Below are 19,149 nucleotides of genomic sequence, written 5' to 3'. Positions count from 1 at the left end.
GTACCTGAAATTTATAAAAACTAAACAAATTGTGCCTTGTAATAACTTCGGGCATTATTAACACAACTTTAGCCACTTTAGGTTTAGCTATGATCCAATTCATATTGCTATCAGTTTGCGCGGCAGTTCCATTTTTGACCTTGGCACAAAGTACAACAGTGTATAAGTGTGTAATTAAGGGCGTTACTACCTTTAGCCAAACGCCTTGCGCTAAAGATGCACAAGTTATTACTCTTAAAGATATAAACGTAATTGAAGCATATAAAAGCTCTACGCCCTATAAAGGTATTAGCGACACCTCTGTGGATGACTACTTAGAGGTTCAACAAATAGAGCGTGAAATAAAGCGTCTTGAGCTATCTATTGCTCAAAGCCAAAAAGAATACGCAGCTAAAAAACAGCAGATAGATTACATGACTCAAGATAAAGCCAATCGTTTAGGCGCTTCGTCTATTGCTGATGCTATCGCAACTAAAACAAATTCGTTAAAGCAAGCTTACGACGCATCAATTAATCAAATGCAGCAAAAAATAGAGTCATTAAAACAAAGACAGCAGCAGCTTAGCCAAAACCCTTAAGTGCTCGTTTTACTATCGAAATAAACTGCTCAACGTCTTCTCGGGTATTATAAATATGTGGCGATACTCGTATCCCAAATTTACGAGCATCTACACTGACTTTCGCTTTATTAAGCTCTGTAAGTAAATAGTCTTGCTGCTTATTAAAAAATAAAATAACAGTCCCGCTGCATTTATCACTACCCATAGGTGATGCAACATATTCAGCTAGTTGCTCATGAATAAGCGTAAGCATAGCTAAATTATGCACCCTTACCTTGTGAGCAGTTAGCTCTGCAAAGTAATTAATGCTATTTGCAGCGATAATATAAGGCGCTACAGAAGGTGTTCCACCCCAAAACTTAAGCGCACTGCTGTTATATTCAAAATTATTAATATCGAACTCAAATGGATTTTGATGCGAAAACCACCCCACATCTTTAGGCTCACAGAACTTTATTTGGTTTTTGCTAACCCATAAATAAGCTGCACCTGGGCCACCACATAACCATTTGACGCTCGAGCCAATCATAAAGTCAGCATCGAGTATGCTTAAATCAAGCGGTATAACACCCGCTGACTGAGCGACATCAACTATTGACAGACTATTAGTTAATTTACTTATAGCTACAATATCGTATACCGGCGCCTGTACACCCGTATTTGAATATACATGACTTATAAAAACTAAATCGATATCGCAAGTTATATAACGTTGCCAAACACTAATATCAGTTAGGTTTTCGTGCTCTGGTATAAACATAATTTGTGCGCACTCTGGCAACGCTTTTTGCATTGCAAAACCCATGCTCGGAAAATCACTTTGCGCCATAAGCACTTTACAATTTTTTTGCTGTAATCGAGGGTGCGACATAAGCAACTTTGTTAAGCCACTTGATAAATTAACCTGAGGACAAAACTGCGAACTAGGCGCATTAAATAACTTACCAAGCGCGGTAGTAAATTGCTCAACTGAGGGCAGCCATTGTTGCCAAGGTTCTTTATTTGAGCTCTCCCACGGTAAAAAGTAGTGCTGTGCTAAATATTGCTGTGTATTTTTAAGAGGACGCCCTACCGAGTGGTTTAATAAATAACAGCCATCTGCCATACAAAAATCATTTTTAAGCATGCTATTTAACCCATTCTTTAAGTGTATTTAGATCGCCAAAACGTGTTTTTATATCATCGCGTTTGGCACTAGCTCGCCTATCTCTTAATTTTTCGAGCGAATCAAGTAATACATGAAGCGGCGGACCACTTGCTGTTACCTTGCTCATATGCTGCTGTTGCATATTTTTTGAAGGCTGAGCAATAAATTTTTCAACCAATTGATTATGATGACCGACTGCGGTGTCGCCATGTAATTTACACACTTGAATAAATAACGTTGCGTGATTTTTAAACCAATCTGTATTTTTATATTGCTCTGCTTGTAAAAAGTCATCCATAAAGCTTTGCATACGCATGGCTTCTCGTAGGATTTGTTGATCCTCCGGCATCATATATAAAAACTTATCCACCAGCATTTGCGAGTAACTAGGTTCATTTGCGCTACAAAGCCCTAGTAACATATCAATCACGTTAATACCTGCAAAGTCACCAGCATTTGCACCTCTGTAAACCTCTTTACCTACACGGTACGGTTTATAATAAGGGCGAACGCAGTTAAAAAAGCGATCTGTATCGAGCTCAGAATAAAGTGCATTATTTGACTCAGTTACATCTATAAGCGCTTGTTTAGCTACTTTTAATAACTCACCACACAAGGGGTGTGAAATACCTAACGGCAATATTTTTAATAAAGCATCACTTGCACGTTTATAGGCCAAAATACCTTGAGTGTTGTAATCAATAAATAGCTTTTCATCAGGTAAATTAGTAAATCGTTTATAAATACCGTTAAGTGCTTTGTTATGAGAAGTTAAGTGGGCGGTAGCAAAACGAGGGGTTACGCCAATGGATGCGCCTATATGCATAGCAAGCGCTGAGGCTTCAATTAGCGGGGAAGTAGTTTCTCTGCTTGGCTCAGTAATTTCATGGCGCCTACACGCCGCCATAAATAATCCTACGTTACCGAGTAAGTCAAAAGCACTATCAAAGCCTTGATCTGTGTTTCCCTCGGCTAATAAATTGCTAATTAATGCGTTGCCTTCTTTTTCTAACTGTTGCTTTAAGGCCTCACCTATTCCTTCTACATTTGCTTTATCTGTTTGTTGCCAATAGAGCTGCTCAAGTTCACTATTTAAAGTGACAAATCCTGTTCGTATCCATTGATCGAAAATAGCGGTATGTGTGTTCATTGTTGTGCTCTATTATTTTTATAATTAAATGCTAACAGAGTTTAATGAGAGTAAAACGCCAAAAAAAATAGTAAAAACCATAATATTTAGCAATAATCACTACAAATATAAAGATAATTAATGAAAGCCGATAACGATGTTAGATAGAAAAGATCAGCAATTACTCATCGCACTGCAAAGCCAAGCCCGCATGTCAGTTTCAGACTTGGCTAGCAGCATTAATTTGTCTGATACACCTTGCTTAAGGCGTATAAAAAAGCTCGAACAAGAAAACATTATTACCGGCTACCACGCAGCTATAAATCCTAAAGCACTTAACCTTAATGTGCTGGTGTATGCGTTTGTGAGGCTAAGCCAAAACTCGGTAAGTGCTGCTGAGCAATTTGAACACCATGTAGAAAAATTACCACATGTATTAGAGTGTTGTGTAATATCAGGAAGCTATGATTATCTATTAAAAATTATTGCACACGATCTTGAGAGCTATGAGAGATTTGTAAAACATCAATTAGGTGGTTTAAGTTGCATTGCTAATATAGAATCAACTGTCGTGTTAAAGCAGTCATTTAGCAAAAAGCAGTTACCATTATAAAAATTCCGCAAATAACTTACTGTTAGCTATACTGATATTTAAAAAATGAGAATAATAATCGCTTGGACCTTATGTGAAAAATTTTAACTCAAAATATCACTCTTTTATTTTTTACATAATTTTTGCCTTTGCATACTTCTTAGTCGGCATTGCACTCACTAAACTTGCTTTTAACTCACAAATAATTCCTATTTGGTTACCCGCCGGTATTGCTTTAGTGGGATGTTATATATGGTGGTGGCGATTTATTCTGCCATTATTTATAGCTTCTATAGCTTTTAATCTTAATGTTTTTAATAACTCAGTCCATGAAATGGTACTCATTGGCAACTCATTTAATGAGGCGATGTACATCTCTTTTGGTGTTGTAATACAGGCAATGGTAGGTGCGGCGCTTTTAAAATTTTGGTTGGGCCATCCGTTACGCTTTAAAAAACGCAAAAATATCATTTATTTTATTGTTGTAGTAGCCATTTTAGTGAGCTTAATTTCGGCTAATTGTGGTGTATTTGCACTGAGTGAATTCAACCCTGTTTACAGTATTGATAATCACTGGAGAAATGTTACTTACTGGTGGCTTGGCGATACTTTAGGCGTTTTAATTGCCACTCCATTGTTACTGTCTCTGCTACCACAAAAGTCGAATCAATATAATATATCTGTATTACCGACTCTTGCAGTATGTTCAGTTTTATTTGTCTCGGTTGCCGTTACAACTCAATTGTATGACCGAGAAAATCGTATCAATACGATTAAAATTGCTGAGCGTGAAGTTCACGTTATAGAAAATAGCTTATATAGGTACACAAATCGCAGTATTATTGCCGTGCAAAGTTTAGCGAGCCAAGTCCAATCATCATCGAAATTAAATCAGCAAGACTTTTATTCTTATGCAAGCCAACTACTCAAACAACATTCATTTATTAAAGCTTTATCGTGGAATGTAAAAATAGACCAAGATCAGCGCAATGCTTTTACTGAAGAAATCTCAAATATTTATCATTTAGATATTGATATCGTAGGTAAACCACTTGAGGATAATGACCCTCTCGTTATTGTTAAATATATTGCACCTTTTAACGGTAATCAAAAAGCGATTGGATTTAATGTCTTTTCAAATTCAGATAGAAAAGCATCATTACTCAACCCTGCCATTAAATATTTACCTATTAGCACTAAAATAATCCAACTGGTGCAAACCAAAGAGCCAAGCCCAGCTTATTTATTATTTGCGCCTGTGTACTCTCAAAGTATGAGTGGAGAAAAAATTAAAGGCTATGCCACTGGTGTGTTTTTAGTGCGCAGTATGATTGAACAAGCTATTTCTGAGCAACAATCAGACATGTTCTCGATTGGTATTTATGAAGATATAAACGAGCCTCCATTTTATACTAATTACTCAAAGAACCTCGACCAAGCACAAGGCAGTCGCCCAATGTCATTCAATGTCGACTTTGGTGGGCAACAATGGGTTGTAAAACTATCACTAAAAGAAAAGTTTTTATCACAGCACAATAGCCAACTCACTTTATTATTACTTATACTCCAAGTGGCCGTATGCTCATTAATTTTGATGGTATTGCTACTATTTAATCAGCAGCAAATTGCGCTGACTCGCCAAGTAGCTGAGCGCACTTACTCTCTAGTACAAGCTAAAAAGCAATCTGATTTAGCTAACCAAGCTAAAAGTCAGTTTTTAGCGAATATGAGTCATGAAATACGTACGCCGTTAAATGCTGTAATTGGCTTTTCGTCTCTGGCGCGTAAAGAAGATAACGCAAATACACTCATTGGCTATTTGGATAAAATAAACTCATCTTCAAAAAGCTTGTTAAATCTAATAAACGATATTCTCGATATATCAAAAATAGAATCACAACGCTTAGTTCTTGAATATATCCCATTTGATTTAAATGCACTTGTACAGCGTATTAATACCATGTTTGAACAAAGCGCTATAAATAAAGGCCTTGATTGGAAAATTAACTGTAAATTACCAGCCGACACATGGTTTATTGGCGATTCTATGCGGATAGAGCAAATACTGCTTAACTTATGCAGTAATGCTATTAAATTTACAAAAAAAGGCAGCGTTACACTAAATATCGATACCGAGTTTGTATCTACCAATGAAGTAAAAATAACAATTAACGTTGTTGATACTGGTATGGGCATTAAATCAAACCAACATAACAAACTGTTTAATGCGTTTACTCAGGCCGATAGCTCTACTTCACGGCAGTTTGGAGGGACTGGCCTTGGTTTAACCATCGCTAGAGAGCTGAGCCAATTAATGAACGCCCAAATAACGTTGCAAAGTGAATTAGAGCAGGGATCTACTTTCACATTTGAGATACAGCTAGAAACAACAGAGCCAGAAGAACTCCCAACCATAACGACTGCAAATACCAATGCTGCATCTTTAAGTATTCTTGTTGCAGAGGATAATCCTGTAAATCAAATGGTCATTAAAGCAATGCTTGGGTCGCTAGGTATTGTGCCGCACATTGTTGAAAATGGTGAGCTGGCGGTCAACATTGTAAAAGAACAACATTTTGACTTAGTGCTTATGGATTGCCAAATGCCCATAATGGATGGCTATAGAGCCACGGCACTGATCAGGCAATTTAAAACAGACGAAGAGCTCCCTATCATTGCTTTAACCGCCGACGTTATGCCAGAGGATAAAGCACATGCACAAGCCGTTGGATTTAACCAGCATCTTGCAAAACCGCTTGAACTCAGTAAGCTAACCGAGTGTCTTGTCCAATATGCAGAAGTTAATGAACAATAGTGGTTTAATTTTAAACATATTTTTTGGTTTTATTTTAAGTGTTTTTTCGCATATTGTTGTCGCTCAAAATTGTATATCGCAGGCGAGCGACTTCAAATTTATAACAAAAAGTAAGCAACAAGGCTTATTACGCTTTGAAAATGAGCACAATCACCAGCGTTTTAATTACCACGCCCTTTTACCATTCAATCATTACTTAGATTATGCGTATAAACATATAAATAAAGCCAATCCCCGTGCAAATATGCCATGCCCCGTTATTACACAAACGTATCAGCAATTAGTGACACAAGGTACGCGAAAATCAGACCCTACTATTGTAGATATTATTGCCCCTTTTGAGCTTACGCATCCAAGCAGTAATAAAGTTGCACTATTAATCCACGGGTTAACTGACTCACCCTTTACGTATCACGATTTAGCACAAGTGTATTATCAGCAAGGCTATACCGTGCGTACTATATTATTACCAGGGCATGGAAGTGCCGCAAGTGCTTTACTCAATGTAGAGGTTAGCCAGTGGCAACAGGCAATCAAGTACGGAGTTGAGCGATCGATGCAAGACTTTGATGAGGTGATACTTGCAGGTTACTCTACCGGTGCAGCGTTACTTATTGATTACGCAACCAAACACACTGTTTCGCCTAAAATTAAAGCGCTTATGCTTTATTCTCCCGGCTCTGAGCCGCATAATAAGTACGGCTGGATAGCAAAGTGGATTGATGCCATACCCTTTATTAATTGGATAGATAAAGACGCCGATGTAGACTTTGCTAAGTATGAATCATTTCCTTTAAATGCAGCTGCCGCTTCATACGATGCAATGTCACTTGCAAGCGTAAGTAGTTTAAACAAACGCCCTGCACTTAAATTGCCTATTTTTAGTGTACTTTCCGACATTGATACCACGATAGATACGCGTGCCACGCTAAAATTATTAAGTGCGTTACACAAAGGTAATTCAGTAAAATATAAGCCGCTCGATACTTTAGTACTTTATGGAAGCACTGATATTTTACCGCCAGACTTTGCTAGTGACTACACAGTAAATAATCCGCAGTGCACAACGCCTCAGTGTAAAAAAGTTCATGGTATGTCGCATATTGCTGTTGTTAACTCACCGCAAAATCCACATTATGGAATTAACGCAACCTATCGTAATTGTGGCAGCTTTATTAACGATGAGTCCCTGTACAAAACATGTAAAACAACAACAAATCCACAACTAGGAGAGCGTACAAGCGCCAACTTAAAACACTATCCGGCTTTACAACGCTTAACTTATAATCCTCATTTTACCGAGCTTAAAATGCAAATTAGTACGTTTATTAAAAATGTAGAACAGCTTAGAACAACTACAAGGTAAGTAGTCATGGGAACGTTTTCGCACCAATGGTTTAGCAGTATTAATGAGATTGATCAGGCGCAGTGGCAACGTTTATTTGGTGATGAACCATTTACTCAACATGCTTTTTTATATGCCCTTGAACAAAGCCAATGCGTAACACAAAAAAGTGGTTGGCAGCCCCATCACCTCGCTATTTTTGAAAGTGATACGCTCGTTGCACTTGCACCTGGGTATTTAAAAAGTCATTCATACGGCGAGTATGTATTTGACTGGGCATGGGCTGAGGCATACGAAAAACACGGTTTAGAATATTATCCCAAGTGGCTATCTGGCATTCCCTTTAGCCCTATTGAAGGTAAGCGTATTGCTATCGAGCACGCTAACCCAAATGCGGTGTATCAGTATATTACAGAGCAACTTAGCATACACAGTGCTGAGCAAAAGTGGTCGGGTTGGCATGTTAATTTTTGCGACCAAGCCCAAGCGACTTCATTAACTGAGCAACACGCCATGTTAAGAGTGGGTGTGCAATTTCAGTGGTTTAATAAAGGTTTTGAAACCTTTGACGACTTTTTGCAAATACTTAGCTCACGAAAACGTAAGTCACTTAAAAAAGAGCGAGCTAAAATAGCGCAACAAAATATTGATATTGAATGGCTGCAAGGAACGCAAATTACGCCCGAGATAATGCAATTGTTTTGTGAGTTTTATCAGCGTACCTACTTAAAGCGTTCTGGTCATTTGGGCTATTTAAATATGGAGTTTTTTACGCTTTTACATGCCTTAATGGCTAATAATCTCGTTATTATGCTGGCCAAAAGAGACGATAACGTGATTGCTGCAACACTCAGTTTAGTAGGTAAAAATACGCTGTATGGGCGCTACTGGGGAGCAAGTGAGGAAGTAGATTCGCTTCACTTTGAGTTGTGTTATTACCAAGGTATTGAGTTTGCAATAAAATATAAACTCAACTGTTTTCATTCGGGTGCACAAGGTGAGCACAAAATAGCACGCGGATTTGAACCCGTACTTACCTACTCTGCTCACCATATTGTTGATGGCGATTTCAGTAATGCAATAAGCGACTACTTAAAGCGTGAACGCGGCCATATTGATATATATAAAGAGCAATGTAGCTCATTACTGCCGTTTAAAAACGAGTAACTGATTATTTGCAGGCATGGCAGTATCGCTAATAAGCGTAAGCCCTGCTTGCTTAGCTAGTTGTTCAACTGCTTCAAAATCTCTTATTCCACTTAACGGATCGCGCTCTGTTAAAAAGGCACTAAAGTCATCATTACTTGGGCTGGTAAATTCATCTTGGTATTTGAATGGCCCATAAATACACAACATACCGTCGCTATTTAAGTGACGTTTAACACCGTCAAAAAAACGTTCAACTAATTGCCAACTTACAATATGAAATGTGTTTGCAGTATAAATAGCGTCAACCTTATCTATTGGCCACTCATTATTTAAATCAAGCTCAAGTGGTGCATGTAAATTAGTTAAATTAGCTTCGTGGTGCCATAAATTAATCCCTTCGTGGTTTATAGCGCGATCACTTGTATGCCATTGTAAATGTAGTAATTGTTCTGCAAAAAACACACTATGCTGGCCGGTTCCTGAGCCTATTTCAAGCAATACTTTCGTTTTATTAAGTACCTGAGTAAGCACTTTTAAAATAGGCTTTTTGTTATTTTCGCAAGCTTGTGAGAAAGGTTTAGCCATTACTTTGCACCAAATGAGAAGCATATTGCACAACAATATCGCAAATTGCTAATTTTGGGTAACTAAAATTGTATCGAGTATTTATAAAGACTATTAAATTCATAACACTACAACTAATTTAAGGCAGTGGTATGTATTATGCTTTAGTTATATTAACCCTTACTTGGGTTAATTTATGATTTAATTAATAGGAAAATATTATGCATACTCCCTCTTATACAGCTGTAGATGCAGCTGTTGCTATAATTGAAAAAACCACCGACGATCATAGTTATGCCGTTGATATGAGAGCTACAGTAATCGATTTACTTTCGCATCCTAAACATAATCAAAAGGCGATAACAAAACATGAAACAGATCAGATATTTATTCTTGGCTACAATTAAAACTCAAATTAATATCGCAAATAATTTTAATAATAACTGTTTACACTGAAACCGATTAAATGTAATGATAACTATTATCGTTAACTTGAGTCGGTTTTTTTATGTCTTCAAATCATGCACAGCATCGTTACCATCAAGAACTCTCTTGCCATTGCTTAAGACCCGGCCTGCATGCACCCATGCTCGTTGCCGATTACATAGAAACCGCCCTAAACGTCGCCAAAAACTTTGAACAACAGCGAAATCCTTTGCTTCAAGAGTTTTATCTTAGGCGCACACACCATGAAATTATGAACAAAATGTGCGACCCTCTTATCCATAATGCTATTCGTAAGCAATGTTTAGAGCAGTTATACAAACCATTATTAGCATTGAAACGGTTTTATAAAGTGCATAACAATACTGCACAATTTTTAATACTGGAGCGTGAAGCTCGTATTCTTAGCCACGAATTCAACCCTTTTTAAGGAGCACACTTATGAGCAACTTTAGAACAGAATCAGACAGCATGGGCGAGCTACAAGTACCTACTGATGCGCTCTATCAGGCGCAAACACAACGAGCAGTTAATAATTTTGCCATTAGTGGCTTACCTATGCCAAAGCAATTTATAACTGCACTGGCTTATATAAAACAAGCCGCTGCACAAAGTAACTGTGAGCTAGGCCATTTAAGCAAAGCTAAAGCCGATGCAATTGAGCAAGCTTGCCAAAGTATTATTGATGGTGAACATGTTGAGCATTTTCCCGTTGATATTTTTCAAACAGGTTCGGGCACAAGCTCAAATATGAATGCCAATGAAGTTATTGCAACGCTTGCTAGCCGGATAGGCAATGAAAGCATTCACCCTAATGATGATGTAAACATGGGGCAAAGCTCTAACGATGTAGTACCTACTGCTATCGCACTCAGTAGCGCAATAAATGTAGTGTACGAATTACTTCCTTCGCTTGAAAATTTATCGCAAAGCCTAGAAAAGAAAAAAGCTGAAGTAGGCCATATAGTTAAAACGGGCCGTACGCATTTAATGGATGCAATGCCTGTAACGTTTGATCAAACACTCAGTGCATGGCAGTCACAAGTTAATCATGCCGCAGCAGGAATTAGACATAGCTTAGAGCGTGTATGCGAACTTGCACAAGGCGGTACAGCTGTTGGAACAGGAATAAATGCAGACCCTAAGTTTGCAGCCAAATTTGCAGAAAATCTGAGTGCCAATGTAGGCATTAGATTTACGCCTAGTAGTAACTTTTTTTATAATATAGGTTCACAAGACGCCATCGTCGCGCTTTCGGGGCAATTAAAAGTACTCGCTGTAGCACAAATGAAAATAGCGAATGACCTACGCTGGATGAATTCAGGACCACTTGCGGGCTTAGGTGAAATAGAGCTTGAAGCACTTCAACCGGGCTCGTCTATTATGCCAGGTAAGGTAAACCCAGTAATACCAGAAGCCGCAGCCATGGTAAGCGCACAAGTTATTGGCAACGACGCCACGATTACCGTAGCAGGCCAAGCGGGTAATTTTGAGCTAAATGTTATGCTGCCAGTCATTGCGTATAATATTTTACAAAGCATAGAATTACTTGCCAATAGCGCGCAGGCATTGGGTGATAAAGCCATTGCCAGCTTTAAGGTAAATCAGCCTAATATAGATAAAGCGCTCGCTAAAAATCCAATTTTAGTGACGGCACTTAATCCGGTGATCGGTTATGAAAAAGCAGCAAAAATAGCAAAGCAGGCTTATAAAGAAGCCCGCCCTATTATTGATGTAGCTGAACAGGAAACTGATTTACCACGCAGTGAACTCGAAAAGCTACTTAATCCCACCAAACTAACGCAGGGCGGACTTTAATTACTTGATTATATAGTTTTTATTGCCGTAAAAAATGCACAGTGTATGATAGTGATGAATATTTCATCACTATCAAGGTTTATTATGCGTACCCCATTGTTAGCCATACTTTTACCTCTTTGTTTAACTGCATGCTTAGATAAAACACCAGCTGAAACAGATCAAGTAACAGTCACCTCTGAAACTGAAACATCAAAGCCAGTACTTCAAAAATTACAAGAGAATACTAAAACACAAAACAAATCAGTTGCTGAAAAAATCCCGAAAGCCGATTTAAAAGAAGTTTCAATAGAAGATATCAGAGCAGCTAAAACCGAGTTAAATACACTTATTGCAGACACGCAATGTGATACAAGCACGCAATGCAGGGTAAATGCAGTGGGTAGCCGCGCATGTGGTGGACCGAGTAGTTTTATTGTGTATTCAACAAAATCAGTGTCTGAAGAGCAAGTAACAGCCTTAAGTGATAAAGTTACAAAGCTTGAAAGTAACTATAATGCACAAAAAGGGATGATGAGTATTTGTCAGCATTTAACAACGCCAAGCACGCAGTGTGTTGAAAATAAATGTGTTAAACTTGAAGGCTCAGCGGTAAGTGCATTTTAAGGATAACGTTATGAGTTGTTTATCATCGGCAATTAAACTATCAATTTTAAGCGTTGCTAGCAGCATTTTATTACTAAGTGGTTGTGCTAGCACTATAACGTCAAGCAATGAACAAAGTAAAAACTTGTCTGACTTAAACTATGAGCTGAATGACATGGTGAGTGATAATAGCTGCACCGCTAGCTTTCAGTGCAAAGTGCTTGAAGTTGGCGCCCGCGCATGCGGTGGACCGAGTAAATATGTTGTTTACTCAACACTTAACACCCCGCAAGAAAAAGCTGAAAATATTGCGCAACTCATAACAAAGCAAGAAAAAATAAAAAATGCAGCACAAGGCTTAACCGATTGCTCCCCTGTACTTGAAGTACAATCGCTGTGTATTAATCAGCAATGTCAGTCGTTTGATATAAAGTAAATCAAACTTAATTTCAGCGTTAACTTAAATACGGAATTAACGCTGAAATTACTACCACCAGTATCACGCAAATACCTGCTTTTATAATGTACTTCATGGGCATTGTTTTAAGCACCCAATACGCATAAATAAAACGTACAAAATAACTCGCCGCTGTACCAAACAACGCAAAAATAATTAAGTAAGCAATTAAAATAATATTCATAATAATCTAGTGTAACTACTTAGTTTTTTTAGTGTGAGCAATTAGTAAGTCAGCTACTTGTTGTTTTACGGCTCGCTTATCATCACTTGAGACATCAAAGCGACTGGCTAGTTGCGCAATTTCATCATCATTTAAATTAAACGATAAACGTTGACGCGTTTTTTTAGATTTTACATCTAAGCCAAGTATTTTACGGATCATATCTGACGGCGTTAGCTCTTGATCAATAGCTTGCTTTTTTATCAGCTTTTGAACTTCGCTGCTTAGATCAAATGCCATTTGCGTGGCACGTACAGCTTGTTCCTGACGTAACCACTTGTCTTTAGCATCACTCACTTAGCATCTCCGGGAAACAAGTCTACAATGTCTGACATTGGACGCATGAGCGTTAGCGATACTTCGGTTTCGCCGCCATCCCAAATTTCGATATTTAAACCAAAACCTTCATTATCTGACGCTAAGCAAATCATTTCACATGGCTCACCACCTTCTTGCTCATAACGAGGCAAAGTTTGGTTGCGGTAATCTTTATTATGGAAATAACACACATAAGGCGACTCGCTTTGTTGATAGCTTTTAGCTAAAAACTGCATAAAGCGCTCTGGTGTATTTTGCACTGTAATGTGGGTTAACGACTCTTCATCAAAAATACGCGCAAACTCATCAAGGCCAAATATCTCCTCAACTTCGTTTCGCTGAATTTTAATAGAAAAGTTAGCCCACTGCTCGCCGTCATCTTGCTCAATTTGTAAAAATACAACTTGACCACTGTTTGTCTCAAGTACAAATTCAGTATCGCTACTGTGCTGATATTGGTAAGTCTGAATACCAGTAACACGTAGCGTTTCACCTTTTAACCATGCCGGATAAGCAAATGAGTCGATAACGCTAAACATGTCGCCTTTTTTAAGCTCGCTCGGATGATTAAGTTGACGTTCTGGCTCTTTTTTAGATTTGAAAAAATTAAACATAGGAAGGCTGCCTTCTAAGCAAAAAAGGTAACTGAGAAAAACTCGGTTACCTTTTTAAAGTATAAACGTAATGGTTAGCTATTTTGCTTCGCTTTGATGCGAGCTAAAATATCAGCGCTTTTTGGACTTGTGTCACCAATGCCTGCTTCAGCCATTTTTGCTTTTAAGTCATCGCCATTTACGTCTGACTCAAGTTGTTTTGCAGCACCTAGCTGGTCGCTACGATCTTGTTGACGCTGTTTAATGCGTTCAAGTGATTGACGAGCCGATGTCATAGACGAGCTGTTTGTATTAAGCGTGCTGTTAACAGCCATTGTTGCTTGCTGTACGCTTTCAGTGGTTTTAACCATTGTAAGCTGGCGCTGATTTTCTTTAATCGATTTTTCAGCATCTTTAACTTGCTGCTTAAGCGTAACAATGTGATTGCTAAAGCCAGATAATACTTGCTCGTTTTCAGCTTTTTCAGCTTCAAAGTCACCAATTTTTTCTGCAATTTCTAATGCTAACGCTTCGTTGCCCTTTTCAAGAGCTTGGCCTGCATACGCTTCATGTTCAGCGATTGATGCATCTACAGCGCTAATTTTACGCTTAGTTTGCATTTCTTTAGCCATTACTTCAGTAAGGCTTTTTTTAGCACGGTGAAGTGCATTTTGCGCGTCTGCAATTTCTTGCTCAAAAATACGGATACCATTTTTGTCTACAATTGCTTCGCCTGCTTCACGAGCGCCGCCACGTACTGCTGTAAATAATTTTTTTAAAATACTCATAATCTTAACTCCACTAACTAGCTATTAATCGTTTAAATACAAGGTCACGGCTTCTAGTGCATCGATAGCGTTATCGGCTAATGTCACTAGTTCGTGGGTAACGTCATCTAATGATGAATTTACCGACAGTGCACCAAAAATCGCGTATTTGTTATCGATTTTAGCAAATGCACTCAGTGGAATTGGCACGTTTAAACGTAGTAATGTTTCGTTTAATTCGTTGCGTAATTCACTCTTAACTTCATCTTCGTCAAACAAGTAGCTAATACATAACAACTGCTCTTGCGTTTGTGTAACAAAAATTGGAAGTTCATCATTTCCATCAACAATGACTTGTAAAACATCTTGCTCGCCAGGGTTGGCAATCAAGAAAGACTCAAAGTTAGCGCCTTCAGTTTCAAAAGAAGCTAATTTTATTGAAAGTTCATTTAATTCCATGTCTCTGCCTTTTGTCGTTTGACATATTATGTCTGAGTTAAGATTCTCACGGCCGACATATTATGTCAACCATGTTTTTTAATTTTTATACAATTCGCTTTCTATTTTCCATGCAGTTCGGTAGTAATCATATAATTGACCAGAGCCTAACCTATTGACCTCAATACTTTTAACTTGTTCAAAGTAGTGGTTAGGAAATACAAAACTTGCCAATAAATATTCTTTACTAATCCACCTTGATGGCACAGGCATAGCCGTCGCATCATTAATACGACCACTGGCCGACTGCCCCATTTTAGTGGCTATAGTCCAGCCCCACTGCCCAAACGAAGGTATGTTTTGCTGATATTGCTCAACATACTCAAATCCAGCCGCTTTAACTGTTTTTGCAATGCTTAAAAACGCTTTTTTAGCGTGATAAGGTGAGGTTGATTGAACCGCCATTGCGCCATCGGGTGCTAATAACTGACGTACATGATTATAAAAATAGTCACTGTACATTTTATTTAGATCAGGGTGATTTGGGTCCGGTAAATCAATTAAGATGGTGTCGAACTGCTTAGATTGATCAAGCAGCTTTTCAACTTCTAAAAATGCATCACCCACAATTATGTTGGCTCGCGAGTCTTGCATCGATTTATTGTTTAGTTGTAGTAATCGCTTATTGATATGTTCTGGCGGCGTAAAGTCATCGTCTTTATGACCAAATAAATTGAGTAGTTGCGCGTCTAAATCTATTAGCGTTACTTCGCTTACAGGCCATTTTAAAACATCTCTAAGCGCTAGTCCGTCACCACCACCAATTATTAATACACGGTCGTGTCTGTTAGAGGCAAGCATTGCAGGGTAAACCAGCATTGAATGATATATTTGCTCATCAATACTTGAGAACTGCAAACGCCCATTTAAATATAAATCGGTGATTGGCTGAGGTTGGTTTTTGCTTAATCTTTCGGTTAAAACTACGTGCTGGTATTTGGTTGCTTGCGAATAAATTACTTTATCTTTGTATAAAACATTACTTAGATTGTTCATCCAGCTACTGCCAAATACTAAAATAAAGCCAAACAATGCCAATAGTACTATATGGCAAACTAAAAGTGCCTTAGCAAAGCGCACATGGGTATGGTAACGCCATAAAAACGCGAGTCCTGCGATGATATTAAATAACGCCGTCCACGCCGCAGCTTGCATTATAGGCATTGAGAGCATGATGCTTACCCAAATGGCGGCACCAATACCAGCACCAATATAATCGGCACCATAAATAGTCCCTGCGTTGTTTTCTAAAAAACGGCCATAAACGTGCTGACGAATACGCGCTATAAGCGGTATTTCCATACCAATAAATAAGCCCAGTATTAAACCAAAAACATAAGGTAGAAAACGTGACCACTCTTGTAGCTTTTGAAATACGTAACCATTAAGTACAACATCAGGGGGTAAATTAAAAATGCTCGAAAATAAATGAGGAAGAGAGTAACTTACAGCTATTACACCCGCTATCGCTAAAATGCAGCCCATGCCAACCAAAGCAATAATGCTTTCTAGCCAAGCAAAAGCGGTAAATGCATCTTTAAACCAGCGCGCTAAAAAAGCGCCTAAGCCCATTGCTACAATCATAGTACCAATCATGGCGTAAATAGCGCTTTCTACTGAGCCAAGTACACGGCCCGCATAATGAGACAGTAAGTATTCATAAATAAGGCCGCATCCAGCAAGCACGGCCATAACAGTAATTAGTAATATATCGTGCCCAAGTAAGCGAGACTTACTTGGGGGAGTGTTGGTTGATGACACTGATTATGCGCCTAGTAAGGTTGCCATAGTGATACCTACAGCAAATGATACTGCTGCAGAAATAGTAGCTACACCTACATTTTTTTGACGATTAACTTCATCGGAAATATCGCAACCAGATAAAATTATTTTAATTGTCACTAAGTGCAAAATAATAAATGCGACAAGGCTCACAACAGCGCTAATAGCCCAGTATAGTAAACTCGCATTAATATTATCAGCAGCGTATGGCGCAACACCCGTTGCAGCTGTAATAGCTAATGCACTACCTATTAAAAATCCAGCATAACGAATACCCACAGCTAAGTTACCATCAACAATTGCTTGTTGTAGGCAGTCGCCACTTTTGTTTGTACGCTTAAATAACTGCACTCGGTATTGGCTAACAAGTAGTAATACAACACTACCTATAATAAAGGCGGCAATTACAATTGGAAGACCATGCCAGCCATCAGTAGCCACCCATAAAAGTGCTGAGCGAATAACGATAGCAACGCTAACAACATGACCAAAATCAATTATTGAAGCTGTAACGTTACCTTTAACTATTTCGTTGTGCAGGCTTACTTTACGAAGCGCTACTTTATCTTGGAAAAAGTGGCCCAACTTAATAAGTACAATAGCTAATGCGCCGTAAGCTAACATTTGCAGTACTTCTTGTTGCAGTGTTGCAGCAAAAGCACCACTACTTACACCTGTTAATACAATCGCCAGTGCCACTAAACCAGCGGCAAAGCTAATACCAAAAGCAAAGTTATCACGCTCTGTTATTTCATCATTTGCGTGTAAGTTTGAAACCCAGCCTTTTATATATTTAAGGCTTACAAATAATAAAACAATAATTGCAAAATCAATCGCCAATGCTTGTAGCGACCACATAGTTATTCCATTAAATTCATACATATTATTCTAACTCCAACTTTATTCTTTTACTTACCACGGCTCACGCCACGAGAGGTTCTGCTACCGCTATCACGCACCGATCCTGAGCTATTGCTATAACTGCTAGAACGAGAATAACTACTGCGGCTTTTTGGTGGCGTATAACTACTACGGCTTAAACCGGATGCACCTGTTTTTTTACTCGCATAAGGGCTTGTAAACTGCTTACCTTGGCGTTGGTATGTTTGGCGCGTGCGTGTTTCTAGCGCGCTTTGGGTTTTAATTTGTTTAGGGCTTGAATAACGCGAACGGCCATAGTCATTGTAATAACTATACTTTCGGCGCTTACTCCAGCTTCCATATTCAACACGATCAAATACATCACCTAAAATACGGTACATTCCGTACCATTGCCAAAAGCTAATACCGTTACTATTTGATTGCCAGTTACCATAGTTAGGGTTACCTACCATTTGGTTACCAACACCCTCACCTTCAGCTTGCTTACTAATTGCGCCTACACGCGCTAAAGTGCCTTTGGACATATCAGCTAGCATATTAATAGGATCGGTTAACGCATCAGAAAATAGCGTAGGTTTAGATGCATCACGCAACAAATCAATGCTATGTAACGTATCTTCGTAAGGAGGAATTAAGTAAGTTCCTTTAATATCTTTAAGTCGCTGTGTTAAGCCACTATAAAGTGCGCCTTGGCGCGTTGCATCAAGGGTAATTACATCAACAACTTTTGTAAGCTCTGGTTGTTGTTTTTTAAGAAGCTCGCCATATTCTTTAAGTAACACAGCATTACGTACACTTCCATTATCGAGTGCAGTACCAAGCTGAGACAGCTCCGTATCTACCTTTTTAATAGACTCTTGAATTGTTTGTTGCAGCTGCTCTTCTTTCGATTGACAACCCATAAGCACTGCGAACAAACAAAACAGGCTTATAAGTTTCCAAGCTTTAATATTCGACATTCATGTCACCTGATTTACTAAATTAACTCAGGTAGTTTTACACAGGTCACTTATTAAACCAAGAATGAAATTGCAACAAAATGAGAAGAAACGAGCATCTCTATAATCAGTGTATGATTTAGTGAAAATATGAAGCTATATAATGAGGTTCGAATTGAAGTACCTCTTTATAAAAAGGTACTTGCGGTGATCTTAGTGTCGGGAGTCGCTGCGCTCATCCGACCTACGTGATGGGTGTTGATGTGAGCGTGTGTTAATTGCGCGAATTTCACTTTTCTGTAGACGTAAAAAAGCTCGACTATTTCTAGTCGGGCTTTCTACAATGTGAAGTCAGTGCGCTACGCAGTAGAATGGCATGGTACCCACAGCGGTGGAGAGCCACAGTGAAATGCTACACTATACTTTGTGTCGGGAGTCGCTGCGCTCGCCCTACGTGATAGCTGTTGAATAAGTACGCATTAATTATCCGCATTTCACTTTTCTGCAGACGTAAAAAAGCCCGAATCGTTAGATTCGGGCTCT

Annotated in this window: 21 protein-coding genes; 10 read left to right on the top strand and 11 right to left on the bottom strand. The window is 38.6% G+C overall.

The window, feature by feature from the left end:
* The first annotated feature begins 89 nt into the window (after positions 1-89).
* On the top strand, positions 90-578 hold the full coding sequence (locus P20495_RS05190; protein ID WP_008137950.1) for a DUF4124 domain-containing protein: 489 nt from the start codon (positions 90-92) through the stop codon (positions 576-578).
* Here P20495_RS05190 and P20495_RS05195 read toward each other — a convergent pair.
* Positions 562-1,686 (bottom strand): aminotransferase class V-fold PLP-dependent enzyme, encoded by a 1,125-nt coding sequence (locus P20495_RS05195; RefSeq protein WP_008137949.1) that lies wholly within the window; start codon positions 1,684-1,686, stop codon positions 562-564. The two genes, P20495_RS05190 and P20495_RS05195, sit on opposite strands and share 17 nt — an antisense overlap.
* A 1-nt stretch (position 1,687) precedes the next feature.
* Complete coding sequence (locus P20495_RS05200; protein WP_008137947.1) at positions 1,688-2,857, bottom strand: monodechloroaminopyrrolnitrin synthase PrnB family protein; 1,170 nt, start codon at positions 2,855-2,857, stop codon at positions 1,688-1,690.
* Between the two features lie 136 nt (positions 2,858-2,993).
* Between P20495_RS05200 and P20495_RS05205 the strand changes: the two genes are divergently transcribed.
* The 4 genes from P20495_RS05205 to P20495_RS05220 all read left to right on the top strand — a co-directional run bounded on the left by P20495_RS05205 (position 2,994) and on the right by P20495_RS05220 (position 8,755).
* Positions 2,994-3,449 carry an Lrp/AsnC family transcriptional regulator gene (locus tag P20495_RS05205; RefSeq protein ID WP_008137945.1) on the top strand — a complete coding sequence of 152 codons (456 nt, stop codon included), beginning with the start codon at positions 2,994-2,996 and terminating at the stop codon, positions 3,447-3,449.
* A 73-nt stretch (positions 3,450-3,522) separates the two neighbouring features.
* Complete coding sequence (locus P20495_RS05210; protein WP_033016194.1) at positions 3,523-6,243, top strand: ATP-binding protein; 2,721 nt, start codon at positions 3,523-3,525, stop codon at positions 6,241-6,243.
* Positions 6,233-7,609, top strand: coding sequence for a carboxylesterase (locus P20495_RS05215; RefSeq protein WP_008137940.1), 1,377 nt, complete (start codon positions 6,233-6,235; stop codon positions 7,607-7,609). The genes P20495_RS05210 and P20495_RS05215 overlap by 11 nt, the downstream gene beginning before the upstream one ends.
* Positions 7,610-7,615: 6 nt before the next feature.
* The gene (locus tag P20495_RS05220; RefSeq protein WP_008137938.1) at positions 7,616-8,755 is read left to right on the top strand and encodes a GNAT family N-acetyltransferase; all 1,140 of its coding nucleotides are present in this window, start codon (positions 7,616-7,618) and stop codon (positions 8,753-8,755) included.
* Here P20495_RS05220 and P20495_RS05225 read toward each other — a convergent pair.
* Entirely contained in the window at positions 8,732-9,322 is a 591-nt protein-coding gene (locus tag P20495_RS05225) for a DUF938 domain-containing protein (protein WP_008137937.1), read from the bottom strand. The genes P20495_RS05220 and P20495_RS05225 overlap by 24 nt on opposite strands.
* Positions 9,323-9,522: 200 nt before the next feature.
* On the opposite strand from P20495_RS05225, the gene P20495_RS05230 reads away from it, so the two are divergent.
* From P20495_RS05230 to P20495_RS05250, 5 genes are all read left to right on the top strand, one after another.
* Positions 9,523-9,708, top strand: a complete 186-nt coding sequence (locus tag P20495_RS05230) for a hypothetical protein (protein WP_007377909.1) — start codon at positions 9,523-9,525, stop codon at positions 9,706-9,708.
* Positions 9,709-9,809: 101 nt separating this feature from the next.
* A complete protein-coding gene (locus P20495_RS05235; RefSeq protein WP_232525492.1) occupies positions 9,810-10,175 on the top strand; it encodes a hypothetical protein in 366 nt (121 codons plus the stop codon).
* 11 nt (positions 10,176-10,186) lie between these two features.
* The gene (locus P20495_RS05240) at positions 10,187-11,563 is read left to right on the top strand and encodes a lyase family protein (RefSeq protein ID WP_008137933.1); all 1,377 of its coding nucleotides are present in this window, start codon (positions 10,187-10,189) and stop codon (positions 11,561-11,563) included.
* Positions 11,564-11,647: 84 nt separating this feature from the next.
* On the top strand, positions 11,648-12,169 hold the full coding sequence (locus P20495_RS05245; RefSeq protein ID WP_008137932.1) for a hypothetical protein: 522 nt from the start codon (positions 11,648-11,650) through the stop codon (positions 12,167-12,169).
* Positions 12,170-12,179: 10 nt separating this feature from the next.
* Entirely contained in the window at positions 12,180-12,584 is a 405-nt protein-coding gene (locus tag P20495_RS05250) for a hypothetical protein (protein ID WP_007377913.1), read from the top strand.
* A 19-nt stretch (positions 12,585-12,603) separates the two neighbouring features.
* Here P20495_RS05250 and P20495_RS05255 read toward each other — a convergent pair whose 3' ends face one another.
* The 8 genes from P20495_RS05255 to P20495_RS05290 form a co-directional block, all read right to left on the bottom strand.
* Positions 12,604-12,789: a hypothetical protein gene (locus P20495_RS05255; RefSeq protein ID WP_007377914.1), complete on the bottom strand. Its 186-nt coding sequence runs from the start codon at positions 12,787-12,789 to the stop codon at positions 12,604-12,606.
* Positions 12,790-12,804: 15 nt separating this feature from the next.
* The gene (locus P20495_RS05260) at positions 12,805-13,125 is read right to left on the bottom strand and encodes a hypothetical protein (RefSeq protein WP_007377915.1); all 321 of its coding nucleotides are present in this window, start codon (positions 13,123-13,125) and stop codon (positions 12,805-12,807) included.
* Positions 13,122-13,760 carry a DUF4178 domain-containing protein gene (locus P20495_RS05265; RefSeq protein ID WP_008137929.1) on the bottom strand — a complete coding sequence of 213 codons (639 nt, stop codon included), beginning with the start codon at positions 13,758-13,760 and terminating at the stop codon, positions 13,122-13,124. The genes P20495_RS05260 and P20495_RS05265 overlap by 4 nt, the downstream gene beginning before the upstream one ends.
* A gap of 74 nt (positions 13,761-13,834) precedes the next feature.
* Complete coding sequence (locus P20495_RS05270; RefSeq protein ID WP_007377917.1) at positions 13,835-14,527, bottom strand: PspA/IM30 family protein; 693 nt, start codon at positions 14,525-14,527, stop codon at positions 13,835-13,837.
* Positions 14,528-14,551: 24 nt separating this feature from the next.
* The gene (locus tag P20495_RS05275) at positions 14,552-14,965 is read right to left on the bottom strand and encodes a YjfI family protein (protein ID WP_004335098.1); all 414 of its coding nucleotides are present in this window, start codon (positions 14,963-14,965) and stop codon (positions 14,552-14,554) included.
* A 78-nt stretch (positions 14,966-15,043) separates the two neighbouring features.
* Entirely contained in the window at positions 15,044-16,765 is a 1,722-nt protein-coding gene (locus P20495_RS05280; protein WP_008137927.1) for a polyamine aminopropyltransferase, read from the bottom strand.
* A gap of 3 nt (positions 16,766-16,768) precedes the next feature.
* Positions 16,769-17,668, bottom strand: coding sequence for a DUF350 domain-containing protein (locus tag P20495_RS05285; RefSeq protein WP_008137925.1), 900 nt, complete (start codon positions 17,666-17,668; stop codon positions 16,769-16,771).
* A 26-nt stretch (positions 17,669-17,694) separates the two neighbouring features.
* Positions 17,695-18,627, bottom strand: coding sequence for a hypothetical protein (locus tag P20495_RS05290; protein ID WP_008137922.1), 933 nt, complete (start codon positions 18,625-18,627; stop codon positions 17,695-17,697).
* Between the last annotated feature and the right edge of the window lie 522 nt (positions 18,628-19,149).

The sequence above is a fragment of the Pseudoalteromonas sp. BSi20495 genome, assembly GCF_000241185.1.
GTDB lineage: Bacteria > Pseudomonadota > Gammaproteobacteria > Enterobacterales > Alteromonadaceae > Pseudoalteromonas > Pseudoalteromonas fuliginea.
The sequence above is the reverse complement of the archived record's forward strand: the minus strand, read 5'-3'. Positions and strand labels throughout refer to the sequence as shown.